The sequence below is a fragment of the Rhodococcus indonesiensis genome (assembly GCF_047782815.1).
Classification (GTDB): Bacteria; Actinomycetota; Actinomycetes; order Mycobacteriales; family Mycobacteriaceae; genus Rhodococcus; species Rhodococcus indonesiensis.
On record NZ_CP180630.1, the window covers coordinates 1,483,646 to 1,497,823 of the forward strand.

General features: G+C 69.8%; 13 protein-coding genes. 4 read left to right on the forward strand and 9 right to left on the reverse strand.

What is annotated here, in order from left to right; translation table 11 throughout:
• Positions 1-43 precede the first annotated feature (43 nt).
• Positions 44-469 (reverse strand): limonene-1,2-epoxide hydrolase family protein, encoded by a 426-nt coding sequence (locus ACM26Y_RS07050; RefSeq protein WP_289379910.1) that lies wholly within the window; start codon positions 467-469, stop codon positions 44-46.
• Positions 466-2,079 carry a serine hydrolase gene (locus ACM26Y_RS07055; RefSeq protein ID WP_416063019.1) on the reverse strand — a complete coding sequence of 538 codons (1,614 nt, stop codon included), beginning with the start codon at positions 2,077-2,079 and terminating at the stop codon, positions 466-468. Before ACM26Y_RS07055 ends, ACM26Y_RS07050 begins: the two co-directional genes overlap by 4 nt.
• 256 nt (positions 2,080-2,335) lie before the next feature.
• Here ACM26Y_RS07055 and ACM26Y_RS07060 point away from each other — a divergent pair, with 256 nt between their 5' ends.
• Positions 2,336-2,923: an LGFP repeat-containing protein gene (locus ACM26Y_RS07060; RefSeq protein ID WP_416063020.1), complete on the forward strand. Its 588-nt coding sequence runs from the start codon at positions 2,336-2,338 to the stop codon at positions 2,921-2,923.
• 19 nt (positions 2,924-2,942) lie between these two features.
• Here ACM26Y_RS07060 and ACM26Y_RS07065 read toward each other — a convergent pair whose 3' ends face one another.
• The 3 genes from ACM26Y_RS07065 to ACM26Y_RS07075 are packed head-to-tail and all read right to left on the reverse strand — an operon-like array spanning position 2,943 to position 6,016.
• Positions 2,943-3,926 carry an NADPH:quinone oxidoreductase family protein gene (locus ACM26Y_RS07065; RefSeq protein ID WP_054373440.1) on the reverse strand — a complete coding sequence of 328 codons (984 nt, stop codon included), beginning with the start codon at positions 3,924-3,926 and terminating at the stop codon, positions 2,943-2,945.
• 39 nt (positions 3,927-3,965) lie between these two features.
• A complete protein-coding gene (locus ACM26Y_RS07070; RefSeq protein ID WP_054373439.1) occupies positions 3,966-4,763 on the reverse strand; it encodes an SDR family oxidoreductase in 798 nt (265 codons plus the stop codon).
• A 2-nt stretch (positions 4,764-4,765) separates the two neighbouring features.
• Positions 4,766-6,016: an acyl-CoA dehydrogenase family protein gene (locus ACM26Y_RS07075; RefSeq protein WP_289379917.1), complete on the reverse strand. Its 1,251-nt coding sequence runs from the start codon at positions 6,014-6,016 to the stop codon at positions 4,766-4,768.
• Between the two features lie 169 nt (positions 6,017-6,185).
• Here ACM26Y_RS07075 and ACM26Y_RS07080 point away from each other — a divergent pair, with 169 nt between their 5' ends.
• Positions 6,186-6,662 (forward strand): MaoC family dehydratase, encoded by a 477-nt coding sequence (locus tag ACM26Y_RS07080; RefSeq protein WP_416063021.1) that lies wholly within the window; start codon positions 6,186-6,188, stop codon positions 6,660-6,662.
• A gap of 66 nt (positions 6,663-6,728) precedes the next feature.
• On the opposite strand, the gene ACM26Y_RS07085 is transcribed toward ACM26Y_RS07080, so the two are convergent.
• On the reverse strand, positions 6,729-8,096 hold the full coding sequence (locus tag ACM26Y_RS07085; protein ID WP_416063628.1) for an MFS transporter: 1,368 nt from the start codon (positions 8,094-8,096) through the stop codon (positions 6,729-6,731).
• A gap of 166 nt (positions 8,097-8,262) precedes the next feature.
• Between ACM26Y_RS07085 and ACM26Y_RS07090 the strand changes: the two genes are divergently transcribed.
• Positions 8,263-9,780, forward strand: coding sequence for an AMP-binding protein (locus tag ACM26Y_RS07090; protein ID WP_416063022.1), 1,518 nt, complete (start codon positions 8,263-8,265; stop codon positions 9,778-9,780).
• 53 nt (positions 9,781-9,833) lie between these two features.
• On the opposite strand, the gene ACM26Y_RS07095 is transcribed toward ACM26Y_RS07090, so the two are convergent.
• From ACM26Y_RS07095 to glpX, 3 genes are all read right to left on the reverse strand, one after another.
• A complete protein-coding gene (locus ACM26Y_RS07095) occupies positions 9,834-10,808 on the reverse strand; it encodes a phosphotriesterase (protein WP_003935063.1) in 975 nt (324 codons plus the stop codon).
• Between the two features lie 85 nt (positions 10,809-10,893).
• Complete coding sequence (locus ACM26Y_RS07100; protein ID WP_289379922.1) at positions 10,894-12,303, reverse strand: class II fumarate hydratase; 1,410 nt, start codon at positions 12,301-12,303, stop codon at positions 10,894-10,896.
• A gap of 84 nt (positions 12,304-12,387) precedes the next feature.
• A complete protein-coding gene (glpX, locus tag ACM26Y_RS07105) occupies positions 12,388-13,425 on the reverse strand; it encodes a class II fructose-bisphosphatase (protein WP_010592864.1) in 1,038 nt (345 codons plus the stop codon).
• 178 nt (positions 13,426-13,603) lie between these two features.
• Here glpX and ACM26Y_RS07110 point away from each other — a divergent pair, with 178 nt between their 5' ends.
• Positions 13,604-14,173, forward strand: a complete 570-nt coding sequence (locus ACM26Y_RS07110; RefSeq protein WP_081005244.1) for a DUF4245 domain-containing protein — start codon at positions 13,604-13,606, stop codon at positions 14,171-14,173.
• Positions 14,174-14,178 lie beyond the last annotated feature (5 nt).

The following is a 14,178-nucleotide window of genomic DNA, read 5'->3' on the forward strand; positions in this document are numbered from 1 at the left end:
CCCTGCGTCGTCGCCGTCGAACGGTTCGGCGGCCGGGGAGATTCTACGACCGGCGCAGCACCGCTCGGAGCACGCCTGCACCCGCGGCGCCGACGAGTGTGCCGACGTTGTAATGGTCGTCCCACACCGTGATCTTCCCGTCGCGCAGCTCGAAGGTGCCGCACACCCAGAAGCGGACGGACACCGGGCCGAAGCGCAGGACGTCGGTGCGCTCGGTGAGCACCACGTCTCCGGTCGCGGCGATGTGGTGAACGACGACGTCGAAGCCCAGCGACGGCCGGCGCAGGCCCTCGAGGATGCGCCGCACCCGGGGCACGCCCCGCACGGTCGGCAGCGACGTGTTGTGCCAGGCGATGTCCGGGTCGAGGAGGGCGGTGGCTCGTTCCACGTCCTCGGCCACCATCGCGTCGAGGAATTCGCGGACGACGGCGACGGACTTCGCGTCCGCGGTGATCTCGGATTCGGTCATGATGCTCCTGTTCGGGTGAAGGTTCCCAGGCCGTTCTCGTTCCAGTACTCGAACGTGACGCTCTCCGGGGTGAAGGTGGCGGTGGAGATCGTCCCGTCCGGGGCGTTCTCCCCGCCCTCGACCGGGAAGGTGAACACGTCGCCGTCCCAGTGGTCGAGCCGGTAGGTCTGTCGGGCGGGACCGATGGTGAGCACCAGGGTGCCCTCGCGTTCGTCGATCCGCGCGGGACCGTAGTACTCGCTGGTGTAGTCGCCGGTGTACTGCCCGAGTGGACGGGCCGGGGTGGGGTTCGTCGGGGCGGTGCGCCCGACGAGCGAGCCCTTCGGGTCGTCGAACGTGGCGAAGCGCTGCTCGTACAGGTCGATCCAGTCCTCCCGGATCTCCCCGAACTGCACGAGATCGGTGAACTCGGCGGCGAGGGTTTCCGGCACGCCGATCGGGGCGGCGTTGGTGAGCGCGACGATCGCGACGTCCGCCGACGGGATCGCGGTGAACGCGGTCGCGGCGCCCAGCGCGAACGCCCCGGAGTGACTCAGCGTCACGCGCCCGGCGGGACTCGTGCCCACGTTGAACCCGTACCCGTAGAACCCCGCCCGGCTGTCGACGGTACCCGGTGGGCTCGACACGGCCTGCGGGGACACCGCCGGGAGCAGGGCGTCCGCGTCGACGATGCGCCGGCCCTGGTACTCGCCGTCGCCGAGCAGCATCGTCAGCCACCGCGCGACATCGGTGACCGAGGCGCTCACTCCGCCGGCCGGGGACTGCGCGTCGGGATCGCGAACCGCGCGCGCGACGTACGCGCCGTCGACGAGCTGATGGCCGACGGCCCGGTTGGGCCGGTTCTGGAAGTCCTCGAATCGTGAACTGGTGGAGGTCATTCCGAGAGGCTCGTACAGCACCCGCTGCGACAGTTCCGCCCACTCGGCGCCGGACGCGTCGGCGACCGCCTGCGCCGCGGCCGTGAGCCCGAAGTTGGTGTACTCGTACGAATCGCGGAACGGCCCGAGGGGCAGTAGGCGGAACCGGTCGAACACCTGCTCGCGGTCGAAACCGAGGTCCTCGAGCTCGTCGCCGGCGTGGTCGGGAAGTCCGGAACGATGGGCGTAGAGATCGCCGACGGTCACCCGGCTCGTCACATACGGGTCCGCGAGCGCGAATCCCGGCAGGCGTTCGACCACCGGAGTGTCCCAGCCGATCACGCCTTCGCCGACCTGGTGGGCGACGACGGTGGCGCCGAGCGGCTTGGACATCGACGCCAGCTGGAAGACCGTGTCGGCGTCCACCGCGCCGTCGCGGCCGGCCTCGCGCACACCGAACCCCTCCGCGTACACGATCTCACCGCGGTGCACGACCGCCACGGCCATCCCGGGGATGCCGGTCCGGTCCATCAGCTCCCGGGCGAGTTCGTCGAGGCGGGCGACGGCGTCGTCGACCTGTCCGTCCGGGATGTCGATGCCGGCGACCTGCGGGGGAGAGAGGGACTGGGCGCCCGGCGAGGGCGGCGGCGAGGACGGCGGGGAATCGGCGGTGTCGACCGAGACGCAGGCGGCCGACAGGGTCGCCACGAGAGCGAGGGCGGCGCCGATCCGGCGACGACGGGGTGCGCGCATGTCACGGCCTTTCTCGTCCGTCGCATGGTAAGCCCCCCGGCTCAGCGTGCGGAAGACTCTCGAAGCCGCGGGTCCCGCTACGACGATCGTTGTGCAACCGTGACGTCCGAGCCCGGGGCCGGAGCCACCGCGACGACCAGCGTGGACGCAACGGTGCGGCACGGGGCCGTGGGCAGGTCCCGGACGGAAACCGCCCGGGGCCCGGGGCCACTCGCTAGCGTCGAGACACCGGTGCCCGATCTCCGAGGAGGACGTCATGAACAGAAGAGCCCGTCGCACCGCCACCGTGGCCGCGGCCGCCGCTGCCGCGGGACTGGTTCTGGCCGGCTGCAGCAGCGACGACGGCACCGGCGCCGAGGACGCCGTGGCCAGTGTCACCAGTGCTGCGGAGTCGGCAGTCGAGCGCGCGACGTCCGCCGCGGAGTCTGCGGTCGAGGGCACGACGGGGACCGAGAACACGGAACCGGGCGCCTCCGTCGAGGAGACGACGACGCTGCCGGGTGCGGGCGGCGGCGAGTACACCATCAGCGGGCCGATCCTGGCGAAGTACAACGAGATCGGCGGTGCCGACAGTCCGCTGGGGGCACCGACCGCGGATCAGGAGGACGTCGGCGACGGCTCCGTCGCGGAGTTCGAGGGTGGCATCATCGCCTGGAGCCCCGACACCGACGCGCACGTGGTGTGGGGCGAGATCCGCACCGCCTGGGAGGCCCAGGGCGGTGCGGGTGGCGAACTCGGATTCCCGGTCAGCGACGAGCGGCCCATCCCGAACGGGCTCGAGAGCGAGTTCGAGATGGGCACCATCACCTACGTCGACGGCGCGACGCAGGTGATCCCGAAGTAGCCCGTCCGGACGCGGCCCGTCACGGCTGGAAGACGAGCCGGCCCACGGTGTGCCCGTCCCCGAGACGGGCCACACCGTCGGCGACGTCGTCGAGGGAGAGCCGTTCGCTGATCAGCGGCCGGATGGCGCCGTCGTCCGCGAGGCGGCACAGTTCCTCGTGGCAGGCCTCGATCGCGGCCCGGTTGTACTGCCGGTACAGGCCCCAGTGCAGGCCGATGATCGAGTAGTTCTTGATGAGTGCGTGGTTCAGCGCCGGTTGCGGAATGGTGCCTCCGGCGAACCCGATCACCAGGATGCGGCCCTCGAACGCGATGCACTTGGTGGAGCGGGTGTAGGAGTCGCCGCCGACGGGGTCGTAGATCACGTCCGCACCGCGACCTGCGGTGACGTCCTTGACGACCTCGACGAAGTCTTCGCGGTGCCGGTCGACGACGATGTCGGCGCCGAGAGCCCGGCAGTAGTCCGCCTTCTCGGCGCCGCCGACGACACCGATCACGGTGGCGCCGGCGGCCTTGCCGAGCTGTACTGCGGCGCTGCCGACGCCGCCGGCCGCAGCGTGCACGAGCAGGGTCTCCCCGGCCCGCAGCTGAGTGCGCCGATGCAGGGCGAACCACGACGTCTGGTATCCGATCGACAACGCCGACGCCTCGGCGTCGTCGAGGGAGCCCGGGGCGCGGTAGGCGTCCTCCTCCGGGACCACGGCGAGTTCGGCGAATGCCCCGAAGGGGAACTCGGGATTGCCGACGATCCGGTCGCCGACACCGAAGCGGCTGACGCCCTCGCCGACCGCGACGACCGTCCCGGCCAGTTCGACGCCGGGGGTGAAGGGCAGTTCCGGCTTCAGCTGGTACTGCCCTCGGCACAGCAGCACGTCGGGGAAGTTCGCCGGCGCCGCGGCGACGCGCACCACGAGCCGTCCGGCGCCCGCCTCCGGATCGGGGACGTCGAGGAGCTGCAGCGCTTCCTTGGGCTCGCCGACTTCGTGAATTCGCCAGGCCTTCATGGGATTACCTTTCCATCGAGTTCGGTGTGCGGGGTGCGCTCACGGGGCGACGGCGACGCCGGCCTCCGCTGCGGCGGCGGTGCCGAGCATCGCGCCGCCGTCGACGACGAGGGTCTCGCCGGTGATCCAGCTCGCGGCGTCGGAGGCGAGAAAGGCCACCGCCGAGGCGATGTCGGCCGGCTCGCCGATCCTGCCGAGCGGCAGTGCCGCCTCGAGCCGGTCCTCGTGGTCCTTCCAGAGGGCTTCGGCGAGACGGGTGCGCACGACACCCGGGGCGACGGCGTTGACCCGCACCCGCGGCGCGAGCTCCAGGGCGAGCTGGCGGGTGAGGTGGATCAGTGCCGCCTTCGAGGCGTTGTACAGGCCGATGTTCGCCTCGGGCGCCATCCCGCCGATGGAGGCGGTGTTGACCACCGCCCCTCCGTGCTCGCCCATCCACGCCTGCACGGCCAGTGAGGTCCACAGCACCGGACCCCACAGGTTGACGTCGAAGGTCTTGGCGAAGCGTGCGTGGTCCTGGGCGAGCACCGGACCGAACGCGGGGTTGGTGCCGGCATTGTTGACCAGGATGTCCAGGCGACCGAACCGCTCGACGGTGAGGTCGACGCATCGCCGGGCTGCGTCCTCGTCGACCGCATGGGCGCCGACGCCCAGTGCCGTGCCGCGTACTCCGGCCGCGGTGAGCTGGGCGGCCGCGGCGTCGGCCGCGTCCTGCTTGCGGGAGGTGAGCACCACGTTCGCTCCGGCCGCCGCGAGGTCTCGGGCGACGGCCAGCCCGATACCGCGGGAGGCGCCGGTGACGATCGCGGTGCGGCCGGTCAGATCGAGTCCGGTCATCGTCAGCCCACCGTCACCTTGTGGCCGTTGAGCGTGGCGGCGGGAGCGGGGCGGTACTTGCGCAGTTCGGCGACGGCAATGGAACGCTTGTGCACCTCGTCGGGGCCGTCGGCCAGGCGCAGGGTGCGCATGTGCGCGTACATCATCGCGAGCGGGAAGTCGTCGGTGACGCCTCCGCCGCCGTGCACCTGGATGGCGCGGTCGATGATCTTCAGCGCCATCGCCGGGGCGGCGACCTTGATCGCGGCGATCTCCATCCGGGCCTGCTTGTTGCCGACGGTGTCCATCAGGTGGGCAGCCTTGAGGGTGAGCAGCCGGGTCATCTCGATCTCGATCCGGGCCTCGGCGATCCAGTCCTGGACGTTGGCGCGCTCGCTGACGGGCTGACCGAACGTGACCCGGCTCGATGCGCGCCGGCACAGCAGTTCGAGGGCCCGCTCGGCCATGCCGATGGCGCGCATGCAGTGGTGGATGCGGCCGGGGCCGAGACGGGCCTGGCTGATCGCGAAGCCCTCGCCCTCACCGGCGAGCACGTCCTTGCTCGGCACCCGTACGTTCTCGAAGGTGATCTCGGCGTGGCCCTCGCGGTCGGCGTAACCGAAGACCGGAAGGTTGCGCACGACGGTCACTCCGGGAGCGTCGATGGGTACCACCATCATCGACTGCTGGCGGTGCGGGGCCGCCGTGGGGTCGGTCTTGCCCATGACGATGAGTACCTTGCAGTTCTTGTGCATCGCGTTGGAGGCGAACCACTTTCGTCCGTTGAGGACGTACTCGTCGCCGTCCCGGACCATGGACAGCTCGATGTTGGTGGCGTCGGAGCTGGCGACGGCGGGTTCGGTCATCGCGAACGCCGAGGCCATCGTGCCGTCGAGCAGCGGGCGCAGGTACTTCTCCTTGTGCTCGTCGGTCCCGAAGAGGGTGAGCACCTCCATGTTGCCCGTGTCGGGCGCGTTGCAATTGCACGCCTCGGAGGCGATGTGGCTGCGGCCCATGATCTCGGCGAGGGGCGCGTACTCGAGGTTGGTCAGGCCCGGACCCCAGTCGGGGTGGGGGTGGAAGAGGTTCCACAGGCCGCGCCGGCGGGCCTCGGCCTTGAGTTCCTCGAGGATCGGGGGCTGGAAGTGCGGGTCCCCGGAGGCGCGCATCTGCTCCTCGTACACCGCCTCGGCGGGGTAGACGTGCTCGTCCATGAAGGCGAGGAGGGTGTCGCGGTACTGCACGGTGCGCTCGGACATTTCGTAGACCGACATGGTCACTCCTGGCGGAAGGGGAGGGGCAGGGCTGGGGATCGCCCGTCGTCGAGGTGCGTCGCGAACAGGATGGTGACGGACGTCTCCTTCTCTGTATAGTTGAACGCGGTTTCAACTTCAAGTTTTGATTCGGCGCGAGTCGCTCCGGCCGCGCGGAGAGGAAGCATCCATGACCGACGACATCAGCACCCTGCCCGTACGACCCACGGGCCTCGACGACCTCCAGGACCTGGTGGGACGGGACATCGGTCCGACGGACTGGGTGACCGTGACCCAGGAGCTCGTCAACGCCTTCGCCGAGGTCACCGACGACCACCAGTGGATCCATGTCGATCCCGAACGCGCCGCGACGAGTCCGCTGGGGACGACGATCGCGCACGGTCTGCTCGTGCTCTCGCTGGGGCCGGGCCTGTCCTACAAGCTCATGAGTTTCGACGGGTTCGCCCACGGGCTCAACTACGGCTACGACAAGGTGCGCTTCGTCTCGCCGCTGCCGGTCGGTTCCCGGATCCGGATGCGCATGCAGGTGCTCGGGGCAGAGGCCGCCGGTAGCGGCATCCAGATCCGGACGCTGCAGACGTTCGAGCGGGAGGGGCAGGAGAAGCCGGTCGCGGTGGCCGAATCGCTCGCCCGCGTCGTCTCCTGAGCGGAGTACGGCACAGATGCTGCCGGCCTCCACGAGCGATCGTGGAGGCCGGCAGCACCCGTTCGGTTACCGTGCGTGGGCGATGCCCGGGACGGCCTTCGGGTCGCGGCGCACCGCCGCGGGGTTCGTCTCCTTCAGCATCCACGCCGAGAACAGCGTGAGGGTGCCCATCAGGGCCACGAACACCGAGACCAGGGTCGTCGTGCCGGTGTTGGCGATCAGGGCGGTCATGATGAACGGCGTGCCACCGCTGACGGTGACGGCGGCGAGCTGGTAGGCGAGCGACGCGCCGGAGAGCCGGACGTTCGGCTCGAAGAGCTCGCCCAGGTACGCCGCCAGCGGGCCGTAGGTCATGGACTGGAAGATCGAGCCGACCGTGACGGCAACCGCGAACAAAACGAGGTTCGCGGTATTGACGAGCCAGAAGTAGGGGAATGCCCACAGCACGAGTGCCGCGGCCCCGATCATGATCATCGGCCGGCGGCCGACGCGGTCCGAGATCCACCCCGACCACAGGATGAACCCGAGGCCCACCAGCGAGCTGGCCAGCGAGATGGCCAGGATCGAATTGCGGTTCATACCGAGTTCGGTCGTACCGTAGCTCAGGACACCGGCGATGCTGATGTAGAACAGCGAGTTCGTCGCGGCGAGCAGACCGCAGCCCAGCAGGATCTTGCGCCAGTGGGTGCGGATCGCCTCGGCGAGCGGGGCCTGGACGACCTGCTGTTCGGGCCGCTTGGCCGCGACTTCGGCCTGCAGTTCCCGGAATTCGGGGGTATCCTCCACCCTGGTCTGGATGTAGAGGACGACGGGGAACAGCGCGGCACTGGCGAGGAACGGGATCCGCCAGCCCCAGTCGAGGAACACCTCGTTCGACATCGCGGCCGTCGCCGTGAGGAATGCGACGTTGCCCAGGATGACGCCGCAGGGCACACCCATCTGCCCGAACGTGCCGGCGAAACCTCGACGTTTGGGATCGGCGGACTCGGTGAGCAGCAGGACGATTCCACCCCACTGCCCGCCACAGGCGATGCCCTGCAGGAAACGGAGCGTCACCAGCAGGATCGGGGCGAGAACGCCGATGGCGGCGGCGGAGGGCAGGCAGCCGATCAGGAACGTCGCCAGGCCCATGAGCAGCAGGCAGACCACGACGACGGGTTTGCGGCCGTAGCGGTCACCGAAGTGCCCGGCCACGAGTCCGCCGATGGGCCGGGCGACGAACCCGGCCCAGAAGGTGCTGAAGGACAACAGCGTTCCCATCAGGGGCGAGCTGTCGGGGAAGAACACGTGCGGGAACACCAGCGCCGCGGCGGTGCCGTACAGAAAGAAGTCGTACCACTCGATCGAGCTGCCGATGAGCCCGGCGGCGAGCAGTTTACGATGGGCGCGCGTGTGGTGCGACGTGCCGGCGGTCGTGATGCCGGTCGGACTCACGGATGGCGATGTCACAGATCAATTCCTCCGGTCGGACGGGCCGAGAAACAGCACTCAAACATGAATTCGGGTTCAGGCTGTGGTGCTAGTCTGGGGCATCGGTCATGTGATGTCAATCACGAGCCGGCCTCCCCCCAATATGTCTCTCGACGAAGGGAAACCACTCATGGCCAGTGTTCTCGACCCCGTCCTCGCCCACGCGGACGCGGCGCCGGAACGCATCGCCCTGCGCACGCGGGACGGGCAGCGAAGCTATCGCCGACTGCGCGACGACGCGCTGCGCTACGGCGCGCTGCTCCGCAGGCGCGGCGTCGCCGCCGGCGACCGGGTGCTCCTGCTCGCCCCGTCCGTACCCGAGTTCGTGGTGGCCTACCTCGGCATTCAAGCGGTCGGTGCCGTGGTGGTGCCGGTGAACACCATGTCCACCGCAGCCGAACTGCGCTACGCGCTCGAGGACTCGCGGGCCGTGCTCGCGATCGCCTGGCATGCCGCCTCCGGCTCGACGGCCGAGGCCGCGGACAGCCTCGGTGTGCCGTGGCTGTCGCTGGAGCCGGGCGCGGCGGTCGAGGAGGGGCCCGTCGACCCCGTCGACCGTGCCGACGGTGACATCGCGGCGGTGCTGTACACGTCGGGCACCACCGGCCGCCCGAAGGGGGCCCAGCTCACCGTCTCGAATCTGCTCTCGGCAGGACGTATTTCGTGCAGATTGTCCGGATCGGGACCCGAGGATCGAGTCGGGACCGGACTGCCGCTGTTCCACATCTTCGGCCAGGCTTCGGTGATGATGTCGGCCTTCACCGCCGGGGCCTCCCTGTCCCTGCTGTCCCCGTTCGATCCGGCGGCAATGCTCGACCTCGTCGTCCGGGACCGGCTGACGGTGGTGTGTGGGGTGCCGACCATGTGGAACGCGATGTTGCATGCCGAATCGCCATACGGACCAGCAGATTTCGAGGGACTCCGACTGGCGGTGTCCGGGGGAGCGTCGCTTCCGGGGGAAGTAGCCCGCGACTTCGAGTACCGCTTCGGCTGCACCATCCGGGAGGGCTACGGCCTGACCGAGACCACGGCCATGGCGACCTTCTCGTGGGGGGACGTCCCGGCACGCATCGGGTACAGCGGCACCGCGGCCCCGGACATCGAGGTCGAGGTCTACGGGCCGGACGGCGCCGCGTGCGGCCCCGGCGAGGTGGGCGAGGTGTTCGTCCGCGGACCCGTCGTCATGGCCGGGTACTGGCAACGACCGGCCGACACGGCGGCCGTGCTCGACGACGAGGGCTGGTTCCGCACCGGCGATCTCGGGGAGTTCGACGAGCAGGGCCGGTTGCGCATCGTCGACCGGGTCAAGGACCTCGTCATCCGGGGCGGCTACAACGTGTATCCCAGCGAGGTCGAGGAGGTGCTCTACGAGCATCCGGACGTGGTCGAGGCGGCCGTGGTGGGCGTGCCGGACCGTCACTACGGCGAGGAGATCGCCGCGGTGGTCGTGCTGCGCGACGGCGCCGGCGCCGCCGCCGAGGACGTCGTTCGCTGGTGCCGGGAACGGTTGTCCGCCTACAAGGCGCCTCGCATCGTCCGCTTCGTGGACGCCCTGCCGAAGGGAGCGTCCGGGAAGATCCTCAAGCGGGCCATCGACCGGGACGAGTTGTCCCGGTTCGTCGTTCGCCGCTCCGAGCCAGCGGTGTGACCGGTGCCGTCCGTGGCCGGGTGCCGTGCCCGGCCACGGACGGCGCGCCGGGCTCAGTACGTATCGCGACGTTCGAAGATCTCGCGCGGGTTGTCGATCAGCATCCGATCGATGTCCGCCTCGCTCACCCCGGCCTCCCGCAGCGCGGGCAGCACGTCGTTGTGCAGGTGCATGTAGCTCCATCGCGGCGTCGCCACGGCGAGCATCTGCGGGTCGAGCCAGTCGTTGAGGGTGGCGTAGTCCTGCGAGAGCAGCATCCGGCCGGCGTAGCCGCGTTCGACCAGCGCCGCGATGGTCTTCACCCGCTGCTCGAAGCCGAGATAGACGTCCACGCCGCAGCGATCCATGCCGATGTACGAGCCGGCGTCCATCAGCGACGTCAGGTAGCCGATGTCGTCGGAATCGCCGCTGTGGCCGACGATCACGCGCGAGAGGTCGACACCCTCCTCGGTGAACAGGCGCTGCATCACCCGTCCCGACTCGGAGTGGGCGTGGGTGTGCACCGTGATCGGCACGCCGGTGCGTCGGTGGGCGACCGCCACGGCCCGGGCCGTGCGCTCGACTCCCGCCGTCAGGCCCGGGGCGTCGATGGCGCACTTGAGCATTCCCGCGCGCACGCCGGAGTCGAGGATGCCCTCCTCGATGTCGCGGACGAAGAAGTCCACCATCGGTTCCGGGCCGCCGAACAGGGTGTCGGGGCCGCGGTAGTGGAAGTAGTGCGGCAGGTCCATGTAGGTGTAGAGACCGGTGGCCACGACGATGTTCATGTCGGTGGCCTCGGCGACCCGTCGGATGAGGTCGATGTTGCGGCCGGTGCCGACCACGGTGAGGTCGACGAACGTGTCGAAACCGGCCGCGTGCACCTCCCGTACGCGAGTGATCGCCTCGGCGACCGCCGCGTCCAGGTCGACGCCGATGTCCCAGTTGCCGTGCAGTTCGGGGGAGAGGACGAACAGGTGCTCGTGCATCAGTGTCCGGCCGAGGCTGCCGCTGTCGACGGTACCGGTGACGGTGGGGACGGTGGTCATGACGTCTCGCTTCCTACGACCTGAATGAGAATTCAGTTTCGTATCAGATCACGATGAGACGCGCATCACAAGACCCCGAGGGTCGTCAGTCCCGCGGCTGGACCCGCGTCATCGCGAGCACGTCGAGCCTCCGATCCAGCTCCTCTTCACTCAGGCCGTCACCGATCAGGCCCCGGTCGATGACCGCCTGCCGGATGGTCTTCTTCTCCCGCAGCGCCTCTTTCGCGACCGCAGCGGCCTCCTCGTACCCGATCGCCGAGTTCAGCGGCGTCACGATCGAGGGCGACGATTCCGCGAGGGTACGCAGATGTTCGGTGTTCGCCACGAGCCCGTCGACGCACCGCTCGGCGAACAGGCGCGAGACGTTCGCCAGCAGGCGCAGCGACTCGAGCAGGTTGCGGGCCATCATCGGGATGTAGACGTTGAGTTCGAACGCACCCGCGGCACCACCCCACGCCACAGCCGCGTCGTTGCCCACGACCTGCGCCGCCACCTGGGTCACCGCCTCCGGCAGCACCGGGTTCACCTTTCCCGGCATGATCGAGCTGCCGGGCTGCAGATCCGGCAGCTGGATCTCGGCGAGACCTGTCAGCGGCCCGGACCCCATCCACCGGATGTCGTTGGCGATCTTCGTCAGCGAGACCGCAATGGTCCGCAACGCCCCGGACGCCTCGACGAGACCGTCCCGGGCGGCCTGCGCCTCGAAGCTGTTCTTCGCCGGGGTCAGCGCTTCCACCCCGGTCGCCCGCACCAGTTCGGCGACGACGCGGGGACCGAACCCCTCGGGGGCGTTCAGGCCCGTCCCGACGGCCGTGCCTCCGATGGCCAGCTCACCCAGCCGCGGCAGGGTCGCCTGCACCCGCTCGATGCCGGCCTCGATCTGCCGGGCGTAGCCACCGAACTCCTGGCCGAGTGTGACCGGCACGGCATCCATCAGGTGCGTCCGCCCGGACTTGACGACCAGTTTCCACTCCGCCGCCTTCGCGGCGAGCGAGGCCCGCAGCTGATCGAGGGCCGGGACGAGATCCTTCACCGCCGCCTCGGTGGCGGCGACATGTGTCGCAGTCGGGAAGGTGTCGTTCGACGACTGCGACATGTTGACGTGATCGTTGGGATGTACCGTCACCCCGCGCTGGGCGGCGATGCTCGCGATGACCTCGTTCGCATTCATGTTCGAGCTCGTGCCCGAACCGGTCTGGAACACGTCGATGGGGAACTGGTCGTCGTGCAGGCCCTCGGCGATCTCGGTGGCGGCGGCGACGATCGCATCGGCCTTCTCCGCGTCGAGCAGACCGAGATCCTTGTTGACCTGGGCGCACGCCGCCTTGAGCAGACCCATCGCGCGGATCTGGGTGCGCTCGAGGCCGCGACCGGAGATCGGGAAGTTCTCCACGGCCCGCTGGGTCTGAGCGCGCCACAGGGCGTCCGCCGGGACCCGGACCTCGCCCATGGTGTCGTGTTCGATTCGGAACTGCTGCTCGGAATTGTCGGCCATGGCTTCACAGTAGGCGGCTCGAGCCGCAGCGGCGCCCCTTCGGACAGGCGGAGATCCGAAAGGGCGCCACGACCGCGGACCGGGTCACGGCATGGGAGGAACGGCCCCCGCGACGCCGTGGAAATCGATCGAGGTGAATTCGCTGAGCTTCTTCAGCCGGTGGTACGCCTCGACCATCCGGACGGTGCCGGACTTGCTGCGCATCACGATCGACTGCGTCGTCGCGCCGCCGCCGTAGTAGCGGACACCCTTCACCAGCTCACCGTCGGTGACGCCGGTCGCGCAGAAGAAGATGTTCTCGCCCTTGACCAGATCGGTGGTGGTCAGCACGCGGCCCGGCTCGTGGCCCGCGTCGATCGCCTTCTGCCGCTCCTCGTCGTCCTTCGGCGCCAGGCGACCCTGCAGCGCGCCGCCCATGCACCGCATCGCGGCCGCGGCGATGATGCCCTCCGGGGTGCCGCCGATGCCCAGCAGCATGTCGACACCCGAACCCGGGCGTGCCGCGGCGATCGCGCCGGCGACGTCACCGTCGGAGATCAGCCGGATGCGCGCGCCGGTCGCGCGCACGTCGCTGATGAGCTGCGCGTGCCGGGGACGGTCCAGGATCGTGACGGTGATGTCGGAGATCTCCGAGTGCTTCGCCTTCGCGACACGGCTGATGTTCTCGGCGACCGGTGCGGTGATGTCGATGACGTCCGCGGCCTCCGGGCCGACAGCGATCTTGTCCATGTAGAACACAGCGGACGGGTCGAACATGGCGCCGCGCTCGGCGACGGCGAGCACCGCGATGGAGCCGGGTGCGCCCTTCGCCATCAAGGTGGTGCCGTCGATCGGGTCGACCGCCACGTCGCACAGCGGCCCGTCGCCGTTGCCGACCTCCTCGCCGTTGTAGAGCATGGGCGCCTCGTCCTTCTCGCCCTCGCCGATCACGACGACGCCGCGCATGGACACCGAGCTGACCATGTGACGCATGGCGTCGACGGCGGCGCCGTCGCCGCCTTCCTTGTCGCCGCGGCCTACCCAGCGGCCCGCAGCCATCGCCGCGGCCTCGGTGACACGCACCAGCTCGAGGGCGAGATTGCGGTCCGGGGCCTGGCGGCGGGTCGGGGTGCTGGCCGTCATGGGCTACTGCCTCCTGGTGCGGTCGGTCGACGTGGACGCCGACGCGGGACGGCCGTCGAACAGGCGACCGTCGGGTTCCGATGGTTTCGAGTGGTAATTCTCTCATCACCGCCCCGTGAGCGGGGCTCGGACCCGGCCACGTGCGGGTATCGATGCCGGCGGCTGTCAGACTGGAGACGTGGCCCCCCAGAAACCCCGCATTCTCCACGACACGCGCGACATGGCGTGGTCGCTGATTCCGCTGCTGCTGATCATGGTCGTCATCGCCGCCATCGCCAGCCAGTGCTCCTTCAGCCCCGGCGGCCCCACCGCGGGGCCCGTGCCCAGCTTCGACGTCGACGCGGGCCTGAAGTACGACGCGCGCGAGCTGGACTTCCCCATCCGTCAGCCGAAGGTGCCGGAGGACTGGCAGGCGAACTCCGGCAGCCGCAGCATCATCACCGGCGAACAGGGCGGCGACTCGAGCACCGTCGGGTTCATCACCCCCGCCGGCCGGTACGTGCGGTTCACCCAGTCGAACGCGGGCGAGGACGAGCTGGTGCGATTCGTCGCCGGGGAGCCGCGCACCGCAACGGGGGCGCAGGACATCGCCGGCCGCGACTGGGTGGTCTACGGGGGGCAGGGCGTCGAGCCGCTGTGGGTGTCCGACTTCGGCGACGTCCGGATCCTCGTCGGCGGTTCCGGCGACGAGGCCGAGTTCCGCGAACTCGCGGCCGCTGCGGGTGCAGCCGAGCCGCTACAGCCCTGACGGGC